The 16,579-nt window shown below is 72.4% G+C and carries 16 protein-coding genes; 6 read left to right on the top strand and 10 right to left on the bottom strand.

Going from position 1 to position 16,579, the window contains the following annotated elements:
- Positions 1 to 33: 33 nt before the first annotated feature.
- Entirely contained in the window at positions 34 to 804 is a 771-nt protein-coding gene (gene rph / locus RH861_RS07245; RefSeq protein WP_310520443.1) for a ribonuclease PH, read from the bottom strand.
- Positions 801 to 1,676, bottom strand: a complete 876-nt coding sequence (gene murI, locus RH861_RS07240; protein ID WP_310520442.1) for a glutamate racemase — start codon at positions 1,674 to 1,676, stop codon at positions 801 to 803. Before murI ends, rph begins: the two co-directional genes overlap by 4 nt.
- 103 nt (positions 1,677 to 1,779) lie before the next feature.
- On the opposite strand from murI, the gene RH861_RS07235 reads away from it, so the two are divergent.
- Positions 1,780 to 3,102 carry a nicotinate phosphoribosyltransferase gene (locus RH861_RS07235; RefSeq protein WP_310520441.1) on the top strand — a complete coding sequence of 441 codons (1,323 nt, stop codon included), beginning with the start codon at positions 1,780 to 1,782 and terminating at the stop codon, positions 3,100 to 3,102.
- Positions 3,103 to 3,138: 36 nt separating this feature from the next.
- On the opposite strand, the gene RH861_RS07230 is transcribed toward RH861_RS07235, so the two are convergent.
- The 3 genes from RH861_RS07230 to RH861_RS07220 are packed head-to-tail and all read right to left on the bottom strand — an operon-like array spanning position 3,139 to position 6,188.
- A complete protein-coding gene (locus RH861_RS07230) occupies positions 3,139 to 3,426 on the bottom strand; it encodes a DUF3039 domain-containing protein (protein WP_067950077.1) in 288 nt (95 codons plus the stop codon).
- A gap of 21 nt (positions 3,427 to 3,447) precedes the next feature.
- Entirely contained in the window at positions 3,448 to 5,022 is a 1,575-nt protein-coding gene (locus RH861_RS07225) for a hypothetical protein (protein WP_310520440.1), read from the bottom strand.
- Positions 4,998 to 6,188, bottom strand: a complete 1,191-nt coding sequence (locus tag RH861_RS07220; protein ID WP_310520439.1) for an ABC transporter ATP-binding protein — start codon at positions 6,186 to 6,188, stop codon at positions 4,998 to 5,000. Before RH861_RS07220 ends, RH861_RS07225 begins: the two co-directional genes overlap by 25 nt.
- Between RH861_RS07220 and RH861_RS07215 the strand changes: the two genes are divergently transcribed.
- The 5 genes from RH861_RS07215 to RH861_RS07195 all read left to right on the top strand — a co-directional run bounded on the left by RH861_RS07215 (position 6,175) and on the right by RH861_RS07195 (position 10,672).
- Positions 6,175 to 7,158 carry a hypothetical protein gene (locus RH861_RS07215; RefSeq protein ID WP_310520438.1) on the top strand — a complete coding sequence of 328 codons (984 nt, stop codon included), beginning with the start codon at positions 6,175 to 6,177 and terminating at the stop codon, positions 7,156 to 7,158. The genes RH861_RS07220 and RH861_RS07215 overlap by 14 nt on opposite strands.
- A 103-nt stretch (positions 7,159 to 7,261) precedes the next feature.
- Positions 7,262 to 7,954 carry a phosphocholine cytidylyltransferase family protein gene (locus RH861_RS07210; RefSeq protein WP_067950079.1) on the top strand — a complete coding sequence of 231 codons (693 nt, stop codon included), beginning with the start codon at positions 7,262 to 7,264 and terminating at the stop codon, positions 7,952 to 7,954.
- 114 nt (positions 7,955 to 8,068) lie between these two features.
- Complete coding sequence (locus RH861_RS07205; RefSeq protein WP_067950081.1) at positions 8,069 to 8,866, top strand: ABC transporter permease; 798 nt, start codon at positions 8,069 to 8,071, stop codon at positions 8,864 to 8,866.
- Positions 8,866 to 9,606 (top strand): ABC transporter ATP-binding protein, encoded by a 741-nt coding sequence (locus tag RH861_RS07200; RefSeq protein WP_310520437.1) that lies wholly within the window; start codon positions 8,866 to 8,868, stop codon positions 9,604 to 9,606. The genes RH861_RS07205 and RH861_RS07200 overlap by 1 nt, the downstream gene beginning before the upstream one ends.
- Before the next feature lie 64 nt (positions 9,607 to 9,670).
- Positions 9,671 to 10,672 (top strand): hypothetical protein, encoded by a 1,002-nt coding sequence (locus RH861_RS07195; RefSeq protein ID WP_310520436.1) that lies wholly within the window; start codon positions 9,671 to 9,673, stop codon positions 10,670 to 10,672.
- On the opposite strand, the gene RH861_RS07190 is transcribed toward RH861_RS07195, so the two are convergent.
- The 5 genes from RH861_RS07190 to RH861_RS07170 all read right to left on the bottom strand — a co-directional run bounded on the left by RH861_RS07190 (position 10,669) and on the right by RH861_RS07170 (position 16,544).
- Positions 10,669 to 11,973: a CDP-glycerol glycerophosphotransferase family protein gene (locus tag RH861_RS07190; RefSeq protein WP_310520435.1), complete on the bottom strand. Its 1,305-nt coding sequence runs from the start codon at positions 11,971 to 11,973 to the stop codon at positions 10,669 to 10,671. The genes RH861_RS07195 and RH861_RS07190 overlap by 4 nt on opposite strands.
- A gap of 29 nt (positions 11,974 to 12,002) precedes the next feature.
- Entirely contained in the window at positions 12,003 to 12,902 is a 900-nt protein-coding gene (locus RH861_RS07185) for a glycosyltransferase family 2 protein (protein ID WP_310520434.1), read from the bottom strand.
- The gene (locus RH861_RS07180; protein WP_310520433.1) at positions 12,889 to 13,701 is read right to left on the bottom strand and encodes a CDP-alcohol phosphatidyltransferase family protein; all 813 of its coding nucleotides are present in this window, start codon (positions 13,699 to 13,701) and stop codon (positions 12,889 to 12,891) included. The genes RH861_RS07185 and RH861_RS07180 overlap by 14 nt, the downstream gene beginning before the upstream one ends.
- 2 nt (positions 13,702 to 13,703) lie before the next feature.
- A complete protein-coding gene (locus tag RH861_RS07175; protein WP_310520432.1) occupies positions 13,704 to 14,759 on the bottom strand; it encodes a glycosyltransferase family 2 protein in 1,056 nt (351 codons plus the stop codon).
- A 117-nt stretch (positions 14,760 to 14,876) separates the two neighbouring features.
- Positions 14,877 to 16,544, bottom strand: a complete 1,668-nt coding sequence (locus tag RH861_RS07170) for a S1C family serine protease (RefSeq protein WP_310520431.1) — start codon at positions 16,542 to 16,544, stop codon at positions 14,877 to 14,879.
- Positions 16,545 to 16,579: the final 35 nt, after the last annotated feature.

Below are 16,579 nucleotides of genomic sequence, written 5' to 3'. Positions count from 1 at the left end.
CCTCGAGCGGCTGCGGCATCCGTTCGCCCCCGGTCACTCGCCCCGGCCCGGGAGGGCCGCTTCGAGCGCGTGCCGCTGGGCGGCGGCGAGGTCGGCGGTGCCCGCGAGCGCGAGGTCGAGCAGCGCGTCGAGTTCGCGGCGGTCGAACGGCGCGCCCTCGGCGGTGCCCTGCACCTCGACGAACAGCCCGCGCCCGGTCGCGACGACGTTCATGTCGGTCTCGGCGCGCACGTCCTCGACGTAGGCGAGGTCGAGCATCGGGGTGCCGTCGATGATGCCGACCGACACGGCGGCGACCGTGTCGATGAGCGGGGTCGCCTTCTGCGCGATGAACCGCTTGCCGCGGGCCCATTCGATGGCATCGGCGAGGGCCACGTAGGCGCCCGTGATCGCGGCGGTGCGCGTGCCGCCGTCGGCCTGCAGCACGTCGCAGTCGATCTGGATGGTGTTCTCGCCGAGCGCCTTCGTGTCGACGACCGCGCGGAGGCTCCGGCCGATCAGCCGGCTGATCTCGTGCGTGCGCCCGCCGATGCGGCCCTTGACCGATTCGCGGTCGTTGCGGGTGTTCGTCGACCGGGGCAGCATCGCGTACTCCGCGGTGACCCAGCCCGTCCCCTTGCCGGTCATCCAGCGGGGCACGCCGTTGGTGAAGCTCGCGGTGCAGAGCACCTTGGTCTGCCCGAACGAGATGAGGGCGCTGCCCTCGGCGTGGGCGCTCCAGCCGCGCTCGATGACGACCTCGCGGAGGGCGTCGGGTGTGCGGCCGTCGGCGCGCACCAGGTCGGGGTGGGAGTGCTCGGTCACGTGGTTCTCCTGTCGGTGACGGATGCGGCGTGGCCGGCCGGACCGCGGTCGCGGAGGCCGGGAAGGGTGAGGGCGCCCGTCTGCACGAGCTCGACGCTCGAGATGTCGGGGCCGATGAGTCGGTGCGCCAAATCGAGGAAGGCGGCGCTCGACCCGCCGGTCGCCTCGAAGCGGTGCACGGGCGGGGTCGGAGCGCGACGTTCGAGACCCTGCGAGACGAGCACGCGGTAGACGTCGTTGGCGGTCTCGACGTCGCTCGAGACGAGCGAGACGCCGTCGCCCATGACGTACGAGATCGCACCCTTGAGGAACGGGTAGTGCGTGCAGCCGAGCACCAGGGTGTCGACGTCGGCCGAGCGGAGCGGCGCGAGGTACTCCTCGGCGACGGCGAGCACCTCGGGCCCGGTCGTGACCCCCGCCTCGACGAACTCGACGAACCGCGGGCAGGCGGCCGAGGTGAGTTCGAGGTGCGGCGCCGCGGCGAACGCGTCGTCGTAGGCGCGCGACTGGATCGTGCCGGCCGTGCCGATGACGCCGACTCGGCCCGTGCGGGTCGCGGCGACCGCGCGCCGCACCGCGGGCTGGATCACCTCGACCACGGGCACGTCGTACCGTTCGCGCGCATCGCGCAGCATGGCCGACGATGCGGTGTTGCACGCGATCACGAGCATCTTCACGCCCTGCGCGACGAGGTCGTCGAGCACCGCGAGCGCGTACCGGCGTACGTCGGCGATGGGCTTGGGCCCGTACGGCGAGTGCTCGAGGTCGCCGACGTAGAGGATCGCCTCGTTCGGGAGCTGGTCGCGAACGGCGCGGGCCACGGTGAGTCCGCCGACGCCCGAGTCGAAGATCCCGATTGGTGCGTCCGTCACGGGTACCCAGCCTAGATGAGCGGATGCCGCGGCTGCCCGCCGGCCCGCGTGACGCGCATCGCCGCCCCGCGGCATCCGCTCGCCCCGGGGCTAGGCTGGGCGCGTGACGACCGGGTCTGCTGCGCTGTTCACCGACCGCTACGAGCTGACGATGGTGGATGCCGCGCTGCTCGACGGCACCGCTCACCGCGAGAGCCTGTTCGAGGCGTTCGCGCGCCGCCTGCCCGAGGGCCGCCGCTACGGCGTGGTCGCCGGCACCGGGCGGCTGCTCGAGCTCATCGAGCGGTTCCGCTTCGGCGATGAGGAGCTCGACTTCCTTCGCGAGCAGCACGTGGTGCGCGACGAGACGCTCGACTGGCTGGCCGACTACCGGTTCAGCGGCGACATCTGGGGCTATCGCGAAGGCGAGGCGTACTTCCCCGGCTCGCCGCTCCTGACGATCCGCGCGTCGTTCGCCGAGGCCGTCATGCTCGAGACCGTCGTGCTGTCGGTGCTGAACTACGACTCGTCGGTCGCGAGCGCCGCCGCGCGCATGGTGTCGGTCGCGCTCGGCCGGCCGATCGCCGAGATGGGGTCGCGGCGCACCAACGAGGGGTCGGCGATCGCCGCCGCGCGCGCCGCCTACATCGCCGGCTTCGACGCCACGAGCAACTTGGAGGCGGGCCGCAGCTGGGGCATCCCGACGATGGGCACCGCGGCGCACGCGTTCACGCTCCTGCACGACAGCGAGGAGGCGGCGTTCCGCGCCCAGGTCGAGGCCCTGGGCCCCGGCACCACGCTCCTCGTCGACACCTACGACATCGAGCGCGGCGTCGAGACGGCGATCCGGGTCGCGGGCACCGAGCTCGGCGCGGTGCGCATCGACTCGGGCGACCTCCCCACCGTGGTCGCGGCGGTGCGCGAGCAGCTCGACTCGCTCGGCGCCGTGCGGACCCGGATCACCGTCACGAGCGACCTCGACGAGTACACGATCGCGGCCCTCTCGGGGGCGCCGGTCGACGCGTACGGGGTGGGCACGTCGGTCGTGACCGGGTCCGGCTTCCCGGCGGCCGGCATGGTGTTCAAGCTCGTCGCCCGGCGCGGCGACGACGGCGAATGGGTCGACGTCGCGAAGGCGTCGACGAACAAGCTCAGCATCGGCGGGCGCAAGAACGCCGCCCGTCGACTCGATCGCACGCGCACGGCGCGCGAGGAGCTCGTCTTCGTCGGCGACGGACCCGGGGGCGAGGCGGAGTTCGCCGACGACGACTCGCTGCGGCCGCTCATGGTGCCGCTCATGCGCGAGGGTCGAGCGGATGCCGCGTACACGGGCCACGCGGGCGTGCAGGCCGCACGCGCCCACCGGGCCGAGGTCATGCAGGAGCTGCCCATCGAGGCGTTCCGGCTCGGCCGCGGCGAGGCGGTCATCCCCACCTCCTACCGCTGAGGCCCGCGGGCTCCCCGCCCCCGGACGGCGAGCGGGTCAGCCCTGCTTCAGCCGCTCGTAGATCTCCTTGCACGTCGGGCAGACCGGGAACTTCTCCGGGTCGCGGCCCGGCGTCCACTTCTTGCCGCAGAGCGCCTTGACGGGCTTGCCGGTGAGCGCCGACTCGAGGATCTGGTCCTTCTTCACGTAGTGCGAGAACCGCTCGTGGTCGCCGGGTTCGATGGCCTCCTCTTCGAGGAGCTTCTCGAGTTCGCGGTCGAGCACCGTAGTGCCGCCGCCGGGTGCGTCGGGGTCGGCGATGCTCGCCTGCACGGGACGGATCATGCGCTCGATTCTACGCGCGACTCAGGCGCGGACGGCGGCCTGGAGGATCTCGGGGGCGCGGCGGTTGAAGACGCGGCCGCCGACGAGGACGCCGAGCACGAGCACGATGAGTCCGAGGCCGACGCCCGATGCGAGCGACGCCGCATGCCAGGCGGGGTCGAGGAAGATCCCGAGGCCGGCGAACACGATCGCGGGCGCCGCGACCAGCACGGTGCCGAGCATCGTGACGGACTGCACGAGGGCGGTCACGGTGCCGCTGGACTGCGGCTGCTGGAACGGGCTGTCACCCGGCTTCACGACCGGGTACGGCAGCGCCGCGGACGTGATCGAGCCGATGCCGAGCCCGGCGAGCAGGAGCGCGGTGCTGACGCCGAGCAGCGACGGCAGCAGCCGCCAGTCGTTGATGACGAACACGGTCACCGCACTGCCGAGGCCGATGACGAGGACGCCGGAGACGAGCACGGGCACGAGGCGGCCGATGCGGTCGGCCACGCCGCGAACCCCGGAGGCCACGTGCAGCCAGACGGCGGTGCTGTCGTACGCGGTGTCGTTGTGGAGGCTCCAGCCCAGCAGCAGGCAGATGAGCGGCACGGGGATGAGCCCGAGGTAGGTGGCGGGCACGCCGGCGATGGCCAGCGGGACGATCACGAGCAGCGGGGTGACCGGCACCATGACGAGCGCCACCCAGTAGCGGGCGTCGCGGAACCAGTAGGTGATGCTGCGCGCGGCGATGGCGCCCGTGGCGCCGTGCGGCATCCGGCCGAACCACCCCAGCCCGTGGTACGACCGCGGCGCGGCCTCGCGGCCGGGGGTCACGAGCATGTGGGCGACCAGTCGTTCCCACGCGCGCCAGGCGAGCCACACCGTCGCCGCCGCGATGACGAGCTTCAGGATGGCCGGACCCCACTCGCCCGCCGCGGCGTCGCCGGGCACGGCGAAGGCGGCGCCCAGCGGGGTCCACGACAGGATGCCGCCGATCGCCGCGAGCGCGCTCCGGCCGGAGGAGGCCCAGTCGACGGTCGCGAGCGCGACGACGACGGGCGCGGCCATCACGACGAGCAGCACGCCGATGACGCCGCCCACCTCGCGCGCGCGGCGCGTCTCGAGGAGGAGCCCGCCGAGGCCGGCCGTGAGGCGCGCCGCGAGCAGGCACGTCGCGAAGGCGAGGGCGGCCGCGATGATCGCGAGCAGCGTCTCGGGGATCCCGCGGGACCAGGTCACCACCGTGCCGAGGAGGGCGATGGCGAGCGCGAACGCGGGCACCCCGACGGTCGCGGCGATCGCGAGCCCCAGCGCGAGCGCGCGGTCGGGCAGGCCGAAGAGCGCGAACCGTCGCGGGTCCATCGTATCGTCGACGCCGAAGACGAGCGGCACGAGCAGGAATCCGACGACGACGGCCGAGCCCGCGACCACGAGCACGTCGCGCACGAGGGCCACGTCATCGCTGCCGCGGAGCCCGGACAGCAGGAGGAACACGACGATGGCGGCGCCGAGTCCGTAGACGAGGCCCACCGTGACGCCGACGACCTGCCAGGCGCTGCGTCGGAAGATGTTCCGCAGCAGCCGGAGCTTCAGTCGGAGAAACTGTGCAACCATTCCAGCCCCTCCGCTGCCTTGCGTCCGCCGGCGAGCTCGACGAAGCGGTCCTCGAGGGTCTGCCCCTGGCGCACCTCGTCGAGCGGTCCGGATGCGAGCACCCGACCGCCGACGATGATCGCCGCCGAGTCGCAGACGCGCTCGATGAGGTCCATGCTGTGGCTTGACAGCAGGACCGTGCCGCCGCCCGCCACGTAGCGCTCGAGGATGTCGGTGAGGTTCGCCGCCGAGACGGGATCGACGGACTCGAACGGCTCGTCGAGCACGAGCAGCCGCGGCGAGTGGATCATGGCGCAGGCCAGCGCGATCTTCTTCGTCATGCCGGCGGAGTAGTCGGCGACGAGGCGGTCCAGGGCGTCCTCGAGGCCGAACGCGGTCGCGAGGTCGGCGCTGCGGTCGAGCACGGTCGCATGGTCGAGTCCGCGCAGCGAGCCGGAGTAGTAGAGGAGTTCGGAACCGGTCAGCCGGTCGAAGAGGCGGAGCCGGTCGGGCAGCACGCCCGTCGCGCGCTTGGCCGCACGCGGGTCCTTCCAGACGTCGATGTCGTTGATGTGCACCGTGCCGGCATCCGGCCGGAGCAGGCCCGTGACCATCGAGAGCGTGGTGGTCTTGCCGGCGCCGTTCGGCCCGACGATGCCGTAGAACGACCCGGCGCGCACCTCGAGGCTGATCGCGTCGACGGCGGTGGTGTCGCCGTAGCGCTTCACGAGTCCGTCGATGGCGAGCACGCGCGACGCGGCGTCCGGAGCCGGACGGGCCACCCGCAGGGTGCGCTTCTTGCGCGGAGCCGGCTTCGACGAGCCGACCGGGATCACGGCGACCCCGCGCTCGTCGCCCACGGCACGCGCGTCGTCGTCGACCTCCGACGGCGCTACGGCGGACTCGGCCACGGGCTCGTCGGCCACGGGCTCCTCGACCACGGGCTCCTCGGCCACCGGCTCCGCTGCCACGGCCTCGTCGGTCAGGGACTCCTCGGCGACCGACCTGCCGGCCTCGGGCTCCTCGACGACGACCTCAGCGGGCACCTCGACGACCGGCTCCTCGAGGACGGGCGCCTCGACGACCGGTGCCTCCTCCGCCACGGGTGTCGGATCGGCCTTCGCCGGCGCGACCGAGTCGTCGGAACGGCGCGGCGGGCGCTCGGCTTCGGTGGTGTCGGTGGTCATCGCGGCAGCGACGCGCTGGCGGGCGACGGCCTTCTTCCGTGCGTCCGCCGCGCGCTCCTTCGCCTGGGCGAGCGAGACGGAGGGCGTCCGGGCGTTCTTCGCGGCGGCCGTGCGCTTCGCTGCGGCCGACGACGACGCCGACCGCGATGCGGCGCTGCGCTTCGACGCGGCGGTCTCGGTCGGTACCTCGGCCGAGGCGTCGACCGCCTCGGACTCGACCTCGGCGACCTCGGCGGGCGCGGCCGTCGATCGCGACGATGGCTTGCGGGCCGCGGGCTTGCGGGCTGCCGGCTTGCGGGCCGCGGTGGTCTTCGCTGCTGCGGACGCGGGCGCCGCCGCCGACGTCGCAGCGTCACCGGGAGCAGCGGAGGCGGCCTCGGTCGCGTCGGAGTCTGCGGGAGCGGCCACCACGGGCGCCGGCGCCTTGGTCGCGGTCGTGTTCGGTCGGCGGGCGGTCGGCTTGCGGGCGGACTTCGGCGCGGCGTCGGTGCCGCTCGCGTCATCCGCCTTCGGCGCCTCATCCAGCTTCGCCGCGGTCGTCTTCGTGCTCGCCGACTTCGCGGTGCTCGTCTTCGCTCCCGACTTGGCGCCTGCCTGCTTCGACGTCGTCGACGCCTTCGTGCGCGCCGACGACGACCGCGCCGACGACGGCCTCGGCTTGGCTGCGGGCTTCGCCTTCGCGGGACGCGCCGGGCTCGCCGCCGCATCCGTGGGCTCGGGCGCGACGGACGCCCCCCGATCGGCGGACACCCCCGTGCCGGTGCCTTCGGGAGTCTCGTCGTCAGGGCCTGATCGCGAAACGGAAGTCACCACGACAACCTACCAAGTCGCGTGGTCGCCGCCTCCGAATCCCCTGCACGCCGCGCCGGGTTTCGGGCCACGAAACTGGGCAACGGCTGGGCGTCACATCACGAAAGCGCCACGACGGGCGCAAGGGGTAGGGCTCGAACACTCCGACCCGGTATCCTGAGGATCGGCATAACGGCGTGTCCACCCAACAACTTCCGGATGAACTCCTGGCGAACTCGTCGTGACACGGCGCGCCGCTTCATCCGACCGATGAAGGAGATGCAGTGACCACCCAGATCGTGATCCTCGCAGCCGGCATGGGGAGCCGGCTCGGGCGAAGCCTCCCCAAGCCGCTCACCGAGCTCAGCGACGGCCGCACGATCATGCGCCAGCAGTTCGACAACATCGAGCACGCGTTCGGCCGGAACGCCGCGGTCACCATCGTCGTCGGCTACAAGCTCGAGCACATCATCGAGGCGTTCCCGCAGGCGTCCTTCGTCTACAACGAGGAATACGACCAGACGAACACGTCGAAGTCGCTCATGCGCGCGCTGCAGGCATCGCAGCCCGGCGGCGTGCTGTGGATGAACGGCGACGTCGTCTTCGACCCGCGCATCCTCGACCGGGCGCTGCCGTTCATCGCGCGCGACCAGTCGTTCGTCACCGTGAACACCGCGAAGGTGTCCGACGAAGAGGTGAAGTACACCACGAGCGCCGAGGGCTACATCAAGGAACTCTCCAAGACCGTCAAGGGCGGGCTCGGCGAGGCCGTGGGGATCAACTACATCTCCAGCCGCGACAAGGCGACGCTGCTCGCCCACCTCCAGCGCGTCGGCGACCAGGACTACTTCGAGCGCGGCATCGAGCTCGCGATCGAGCAGAACGGCATGCTCGTCGAGCCGATGGACGTCTCCGACCTCTACGCGGTCGAGATCGACTTCGCCGAGGACCTCGAGCGGGCCAACCACTTCGTGTGACCTGCGCCCCACCGACAGCGTGAGAAGCGGATGCCGCGTGGCATCCGCTTCTCGCATGTCGGGGCCCGCCCGCGCGGTTCGGGAGCCGTGCGCCGGGCCTCTACGATGAGAGCCATGAGCTACGCCGACTCGCATCCGTTCTCGCGGACGCGGTGGTCGGAGTACCGTCACTCGCTCTGGTTGCTGACCACGCGCGACCTGAAGGTGCGGTACACCACGTCGGCGCTCGGCTACCTGTGGTCGATCCTCGACCCGCTGGTGATGGCGGCGATCTACTGGTTCGTCTTCACCCAGGTCTTCCAGCGACTGGTCGGCACGGAGCCGTACATCGTGTTCCTGCTGGCCGGCCTCCTGCCCTGGATGTGGTTCAACGGCGCCGTGTCCGACTCGACGCGGGCGTTCCTGAAGGACGCCAAGCTCGTGCGGTCGACCAAGCTGCCGCGGACCATCTGGGTCAACCGCATCGTGCTCTCGAAGGGCATCGAGTTCGTGCTCGCCCTGCCCGTGCTGGCGCTGTTCGCGATCTTCGGCGGCGCCCGGGTCGGCTGGGAACTCGCGTACTTCCCGCTCGCGATCGTGCTGCAGGCGGCGCTCACCGCTGGCATCGGCATGATCGTCGCCCCGCTCGTGGTGTTCTTCCGCGACCTCGAGCGTGCGACGAAGCTCGTGCTGCGGTTCCTCTTCTACGCCTCCCCCATCATCTACGGCATCTCGAACCTGCCCGAGCCGCTCCACTTCTGGGCCGCGTTCAACCCGCTCACGGGCATCTTCAGCCTCTACCGGGCGGGCTTCTTCCCCGGTGAGCTCGACTGGTTCGCCGTGGGCGTCGCGGCGGCCATGTCGGCGGCGTTCCTCGCCGTCGGACTCTGGGTGTTCCGCAACGCCGAGCGTCAGGTGCTGAAGGAGATCTGATGACTGACGCCGCCATCCGCACCATCGACCTCGGCATCCGCTTCCGCCGCAACCGCCGGGGCCGGCGCACCTTCAAGGACCTCTTCTCCCGCAGCCGTCGGAAGATCCGGCCGGACGAGTTCTGGCCGCTCCGCGGACTCAGCGTCGACGTGCTGCCCGGCGAGGCGATCGGCGTGGTCGGCCGCAACGGCCAGGGCAAGTCGACGCTCCTGAAGCTCGTCGCGGGCGTGCTGATCCCCGACGAGGGCGAGGTCGTCGTCAACGGCGGGGTGGCCCCCCTCATCGAGATCACGGGCGGATTCGTCGACGACCTCACGGTGCGCGACAACGTCTACCTCACCGCCGGGCTCCACGGCATGAATCGGGCGCAGATCGACGCGAAGTTCGACGAGATCATCGGCTTCGCCGAGATCGCCGACTTCCTCGACACCCCGTACAAGCACCTGTCCAGCGGCATGAAGGTCCGCGTGGCCTTCGCCGTGGTGTCCCAGCTCGACGAGCCGATCCTCCTCGTCGACGAGGTCCTCGCCGTCGGCGACAAGGCGTTCCGCGAGAAGTGCTACCGGCGCATCGAGGAACTCCTCGAGAGCGGCCGCACGCTGTTCTTCGTCTCGCACAACGAACGCGACCTGCGCCGCTTCTGCACGCGCGGACTGTACCTCGACAAGGGCCGCCTGGTGCTCGACGCGGGCATCGACGAGGTCATCGACCGGTACAACGCCGACTACGGCACACGCTGACCGGCATCGTCAAGCCCTGCGATCCTGCGGCGGGTTCCCACGATGGCGTCCTAGGATGCTCGCCATGTCCGACCGAGTGCACCGCATCACCTCGATGGGTCCCGGCGCCCCGCATGAGGCGGGCACCGAGGTGCCCGACGACCCCGCCTTCGCGAGCGCGGGGCAGCAGCAGCCGGATGCCGCGAACCGGGCCGAGGGGCTCGAGCGCGGGCTCGACCGGCTCATCTCGATCCAGCGTCCCGTGGTGCTCGCGCACCTGCGCACCATCCGGCGCAACCACCCGCACGCGACGCCCGACGAGATCGTGCGCATCCTGGAGCGCCGCTACCTCACCGCGGTGACGACGGGCGGTGCCGCCGTCGGTGCGACCGCCGTGGTGCCCGGCATCGGCACGGGCGTCACGCTCGCGCTCTCGGGGGTCGAGACCGCCGCATTCCTCGAGGCGACGGCGCTGTTCGCGCAGTCGGTGGCCGAGGTGCACGGCCTGCACGTCGAGAACCCCGACCGCGCCCGTGCACTCGTCATGACCCTCATGATGGGCCGCGAGGGCGTCGACCTGGTCAAGCAGTTCGCCGCCCGGGCCGTCGGCGGCGGTGTGAGCCGGGACGCCTACTGGGGCGAGATCATCACGAGCAGCCTGCCCAAGGCCGTGATGGGCCAGGTCGTCGACCGCCTGCGGCGGAAGTTCATCAAGCAGTTCGCGGTCCGCGGGGGCGCCGGCATCATCGGCCGCGCCATCCCGTTCGGCATCGGCGCGGCCATCGGCGGCGTGGGCAACCACGTGCTCGGCCGGCGCGTGCTCCAGCACGCCCGGCTCGCCTTCGGCGCGGCGCCCGCGCTGCTGCCCGTGGAACTCGAGCCGAGGGATGCCGGCGTCTTGGCCGTCACGCGGACCGCGCGACGCGGGGCGTCCATCGGGGCGGCCGTGGCCGGGGCGACGAGTCGCGGCATCCGCTCGGCCGGACGTGCCATCGGCCGGCGCCGACGCGACGACGAGCAGGCCGAGGTCGAGGGCGGCGCACCGGCGCCGGCACCCGACGCGCCCGAGGCCGGAGCCGACCGCTAGTCGACGTCGATCTCGTCGGACCGCTCGGCGACCTCGCCCTCCGCGTCGTGCTCCTCGATCTCCGGGTCGTCGGCGTGCAGCGCCGCGAAGCGCTCCCACTCGGCCATGAGGTGGTCGACCGCCGCATGGAATCGCGCGGTCGTCGCGCCCGGCGTCGTGTCGCCGAAGTACCGCTCGACCCAGAACCCCAGCCGCTGGAGCGCCGCCTCGTCGTGCGCCACATCGTCGACGCGCGCCGCCATCGCCTCGCCGTCGGCGGCGTCGAGCCACTCGCACGCCGACAGGTAGCCGCCCGTGTCGATCTGCGCCTCGGGATCGACCGGTCGCGTGACGAGCAGCGGCCGACCCGCGGCGAGACGGTCGTAGACCATCGCCGAGATGTCGACGATCGCGACATCCGCCGCGGCGAGCTGCCACCCGAGGGCCGGGCCGTCGTCGAAGACGTGCTGCGCGGTCGGGTCGGCCGCGTTCGCCGCCCCGATCGCCTGGATGATGGCCCGATTGGCGGCGCCGTACTCGTGGTCGACGACTCCCGACCGCGGGTGCGGACGGTAGATCACGCGGTGACGGCCCGTCGCGAGCAGGCTCGTCACGAGCGCGACGCCGTGCGAGGCGATCGACCCGTACGCCGCCGCTCCCCGGTCGCCCTCCCAGGTGGGCGCGTAGAGCACCACCTCGCGGTCGTCGGGCGTGTACGGCAGCGGCGAGCCGTCGAGGTAGTGGTCGGCCTGCGGCCGGCCGATCGGGATCGCGCGCTTGTCGAAGTCGTAGTCCCAGAGGACCTTCTCGAGGCGGGTGCGGGCGGCATCCCCCGCGATCAGCGCGTAGTCGTACGCCTTGAACTGGTTCGTGGTCATGTACATCTTGTCGGACTCGCCGTGGTTGATGAACACGTGCCAACGACGCCCGTACCGCATCATCTGGAAGTTCTTGGCGTTCTGGTTGACGTAGAACACCAGGTGGAGGTCCTGATCGTGGATGACCTGCTCGAGGTCGGCGACGCGGCGCACGTACGCGACGGGCAGCGGCGACTCCTCGAGGAGCTGGAGCGCGGCGCCGGAGGCCCGGCTGAGGATGAGCACCGGGTGCCGCTCGGCGAGCCGGGCGAGCGGCTGGTACCACTGGCGCAGCTGGTAGAGGTTGACCTTGCCGTCGGCGAAGTAGACGCCGATCCGGTACCGGTGCGGTTCGAGCGGCGGTCGGGCGGCGAGTTCCCGTGCCAGCCGTCGCTGCGCGCTCCGCGAGCGAACGACGTTCTGGACGAGTTTCACGGCACGACGCGCATCAGTCCTCAAACCCACCGTCCAAGGGTAGCCGCCGCTCGCGGGCCTCACACGACGGGCGGTCTCCCGGCCAGCGTCATCCGCCACACGGTGCGCCACGACATGGGGCGCCGCTGCCCCGGGTCCTCGCGCCATCCCGCCCGCCACCCGGCGAACCAGGCCGAGAGGGCCTTCGGATGCCGCGCCCACCGCAGCACCTGGATGACCGTCCACGATCCGACGTAGAGCGGCACGAGCAGCGCGGGCAGGTTGCGGCGCGCGAGCCACACCCGGTTCCGTGCATTGAGTCGGTAGTAGTACGCGTGCCGCGCCGGATCGATCACCGGATGCGCGGCCTCGAGGTCGCCCGCGTACCACGCGCGTCGGCCCGAGTCCCAGACGCGCCACGCCAGCTCGATGCCCTCGTGCGCGTAGAAGAACGGGTCGGCCCAGCCGCCGGTCGCGTCGAACGCCGAGCGCGGCATGAGCACCGCGCCCTCCCAGCACGAGAAGACGTTGCTCGAGTGCGCCGGATCGCCCTTGCGGATCCGCGGGATCCACCGGCGGGGGGCCGTGCTTCCCGTCGGGTCGACGACGCGGGGCTGCACGAGGCCCACGTCGGGATGCTCGGCCAGGAGGCGGCATCCGTCGGCGAGGAACGTCGGGCCCGGCAGGAACGCGTCGTCGTCGAGGAAGAACAGCACCTCGCCCGCGACGTGCGGGACACCGCGGTTGCGTCCGGCCGGGATGCCGAGGTTCTCGGGCAGGTGCACGGTGCGCACCTCGTCAGGCAGCCGCGGGTCGGCGGTCGCCGGGTCCCACCCGTTGCCGACGCACACGACGTCGACCGCGACACCCGCCTGGTCGAGCACGCTCCGGATGCCGCGCGCGAGCTCGACCGGGCGCCGCCCCTGCGTGAGGACGACGACGCCGACGCGCGGCACCGGCGAGAGATCAGGCCCGGACACGGCGGGACGCCATGATCGCGACGAAGTGACCGAGGAGCGCGAGCGTCGCGAGCGGCAGCAGCGCGAGGACCACGATGCGGTCGACCTCGGGCTGGCCGGCGACCAGGCCGACGAGCGACGCCGCCAGCGCGATCAGCGTGAGCTCGACCGAGTGGTAGAGCCGATGGAACGGGAGGAAGCGTGCGGCACGACGGAGCTTCGCGACCAGTCCGCCACGGGGGGCCGTCTCGCCGTGGGTGTCGGCGAGCTTCGGCAGCCCGGCGTTCGCCCGGGCCACGTGCACCATGTCGTTCAGCGCCTTGTTCAGCACGATGACGAGCGCGAGGAGCGCGCCGACCGTGGTCCACAGGAAGTCGGCCGGGAACTCGAGCGGATACGCGGCGGCGCGGATGCCGAGCGCGATCGGGATCAGCGCCTCGGTCGAGTAGTGGCCGACCTTGTCGAGGAACACCCCGGCGGGCGACCGCGTGCCGCGCCAGCGGGCGACCTCGCCGTCGCAGCAGTCGACGAGCATCTGCAACTGGCCGAGCAGGACCGCGAGGAGCGCACCCCACACGCCCGGGATGAGCAGGGCCGCTGCGGTCGACCAGCCGACGAGGATCATGAGCCCCGTCACCCCGTTCGCCGAGATGCGCGTGCGCAGCAGGAGCCAGGTGAGGTAGGGCGAGAGGTCGCGGAGGTACAGGGACGCCGTCCAGTGCTCCGCGTTGCGGCGGTTGCGCACCTCGGGCGGCTGCGTGACCGCGCGCAGCTCGGCGATGCTCGTCGGCCGCCCGCGGCCCGGCGAAGTCTCCGTCATGCTCACCTTCCCGTGTGGCTCGCGATGTTGCTCGTGAGGGAGAGGTAGCCGAGCACGAAGCCCGTTCCCCACGACACGTGGATGCACGGCAGCACCACGAGGAACCAACCGAACACGCCGGCGCCGCGACCGCGAGCGTACGCGAGCGCCGCGAGCAGCACGAAGAGGAGGTACACGACCGGCGCGGCGAAGCCGAGGAGCAGCCACGGGCTCGCGCCCACCGCGAGCTGCACGAGGCCGCCGATCCCGAGCAGGGTTCCGACGACGACGCCGACCACCATCAGGGGCGGCACGAAGTAGCGGATGCCGTTGTCGGCGGGGAACCGGCGCGCGAGCTCGCCACGCCACAGGCCCGTCGAGAGCATCTGCCGGGCGAGCCGCTCCACCGTGGAACGGGGACGATAGGTGACGGCGAGCTCAGGGGTGAACCAGACGGTTCCGCCGGTGTCGCGCAGGCGCCGGTTCAGCTCCCAGTCCTGCCCGCGCTTGATGGTCTCGTCGAACAGGCCCACGCGTTCGAGGGCGCTGCGCCGGAAGACGCCGAGGTAGACGGTGTCGGCCGGGCCCTCCTGGCCGCCGACGTGGAACGCCGCCCCGCCGAGGCCGACGGGGGTCGTGTAGGCGAGCGCGACCGCTCGCTCGAACGAGGTCTCGCCGCGGGCGTCCATGATGCCGCCGACGTTGTCGGCGCCGGTGCGGACGAGGGTCTCGACGGCGATGCGCGTGTACTCGGCGGGCAGCATCGAGTGCGAGTCCACCCGGACCACCACCGGGTGCACGGCCGCGCGGATGCCGAGGTTGAGACCCGCGGGCGTGGACCCGACCGCGTTCTCGAGCACGCGCACGCGGGCGTCGCGCTCGGCGAGGTCGGCGACGAGTTCGTTCGTGCCGTCGATCGACGGGCCCAGTGCGATGAGCACCTCGACCGGCCCGTCGTAGTCCTGATCGAGGATCGACGCGACGGCCGCGCGCACATGGGAGGCGTCGTTCAACACGGGCATGACGTAGGAGACGCCGATCGGCGGCGACAGCTCCGCCGGATGGTGCTGCTCGGGCATGGTCCTCACTCGTGCACTGGGTCGATCGAGCCTAGCAGCAGGGGGTGCGCCGACCGGGACGCGACGGGGCCCGGACCGCACGCGGTCCGGGCCCCCTCCGAAGGGACGACGACGCGATCAGCCCTCGAAGGTGCCGAGCGTCACGGTGACCGTGCTCGACTCGCCGTCGCGCGTGTACGTCACCTCGGCATCGGCGCCGCCGGGGAGCGCCCGGACCTGCGCGGTGAGGTCGGTCTGGTCGGTGATGGGGATGCCGTTCAGCGCCGTGACGACATCGCCCGCCTCGAGTCCCGCCGCCTCGGCCGCACCGCCCGGCGTGACCTCGGAGATGAGCGCGCCCACGGTCGAGCCCTCCCCCGCCGCCTGCGCGGACGTGACGGTCGCGCCGAGGAGGCCGTGCGTCGCCGCACCGTTCTCGATGATCTCGTTCGCCACGCGCTCGGCGAGGTTCGACGGGACGGCGAAGCCCACGCCGATGTTCCCCGCCTCGCCCGACGAGCCGCCCGCCGACAGGATCGCGACGTTGACGCCGATCAGCCGACCCTCGGAGTCGAGGAGCGCACCGCCGGAGTTGCCGGGATTGATCGCGGCATCCGTCTGGATCACCGGGATCGAGATGAGGCCGCTGCCCTGCGACTGCCCCTGCTGGCCGGGCACGTCGAAGTTCCAGAAGTCGAAGGGGCTCTCGCCCTGCTCGCCCTCGCCCTCGCCGCCGTCGTCGGGCGTCTCGGGCGCCGCGGCCGACTGCACGTCGATGCTGCGGTTGAGCGCGCTCACGATGCCGTTGGTCACCGTGCCGGACAGGCCGAGCGGTGCGCCGATCGCGATCGCGGTGTCGCCGACGTTGAGCTGGTCGGAGTCGGCGAACTCGATCGGGCTGAGGCCGGACGCGTCGACGAGCTTGATCACGGCGAGGTCGCTCAGCGGGTCGGTGCCGACGAGCTCGGCCGAGTACAGCCGGCCGTCGTCGGTGCGCACCTGGATGCTCGGGTCGCCGGTGGCGCCGTCGAGCGTCACCACGTGGGTGTTCGTGAGCACGTAGCCGTCCTCGGAGAGGATCACGCCGGATCCCGTGCCCTGGCCCTGGCCGCCGGACACCGCGATGGTGACGACGCTCGGGCTCGCCGCTGCGGCGACCGCCGAGATCTGGTTCACCGACTCCGTGTCGTTGATGACGATCCGCTCGCCCGAGGTGGACTGGAGCACGGTGTCGTCGCCGTCGTCGGTCATGAGCGCGGTGATGCCCGCGCCGGACGCGCCGCCGATGAGCGCGGCCGCGACGACGGCGGCGGCGATGCCGAACCCGGCCCGGCGCTTCTGCGGGCCCTCGGGGGCAGCGGATGCCGCGGGCGCCGGTCCGCCGAACGCGGGCGGCACGGAGCCGCCCCCATCGTCGGGGCGAGCCGCGGCGGGCGCCGCGTGGGGCGCGGAGGCGGCGGTCGCGCCGGCCGCAGCGCCCGTGAGCGGGGTCGTGGGGGCGGTCTCCCCGGGCGCGGGCGCGGTCGCCGGCTCGTGCCGGTACTGCGGCGCCACGTACGGCTGCGGCGCCTGACCCGGAGCGTAGACCGTGCCGGTGGGGCGCGGTGCTTCGGGCTCGGGCGCGGCGGACGGCGCCGGAGCGGCGGGCTCCGGAGGCGCCACGGGGGTCTCGGGCACCGCCTCCGGCTGGGCCGGCGCGGCGGAGGATTCGGGCGTCGCGGGGGCCTCGGGCGTCGCGGCCCGTGCCTCGTCCTGCGGGCGGGTGTCCGGGTCGTGCTCGTGCCCGCCGGGGGTGGTGTCGGTCATGTGTCGCTCCCTTCAGCGAATGCCAGCATCGCCCG

It is taken from the genome of Agromyces indicus, assembly GCF_031432295.1.
GTDB lineage: Bacteria > Actinomycetota > Actinomycetes > Actinomycetales > Microbacteriaceae > Agromyces > Agromyces indicus.
This window is presented reverse-complemented; position numbering and strand designations above follow the sequence as displayed.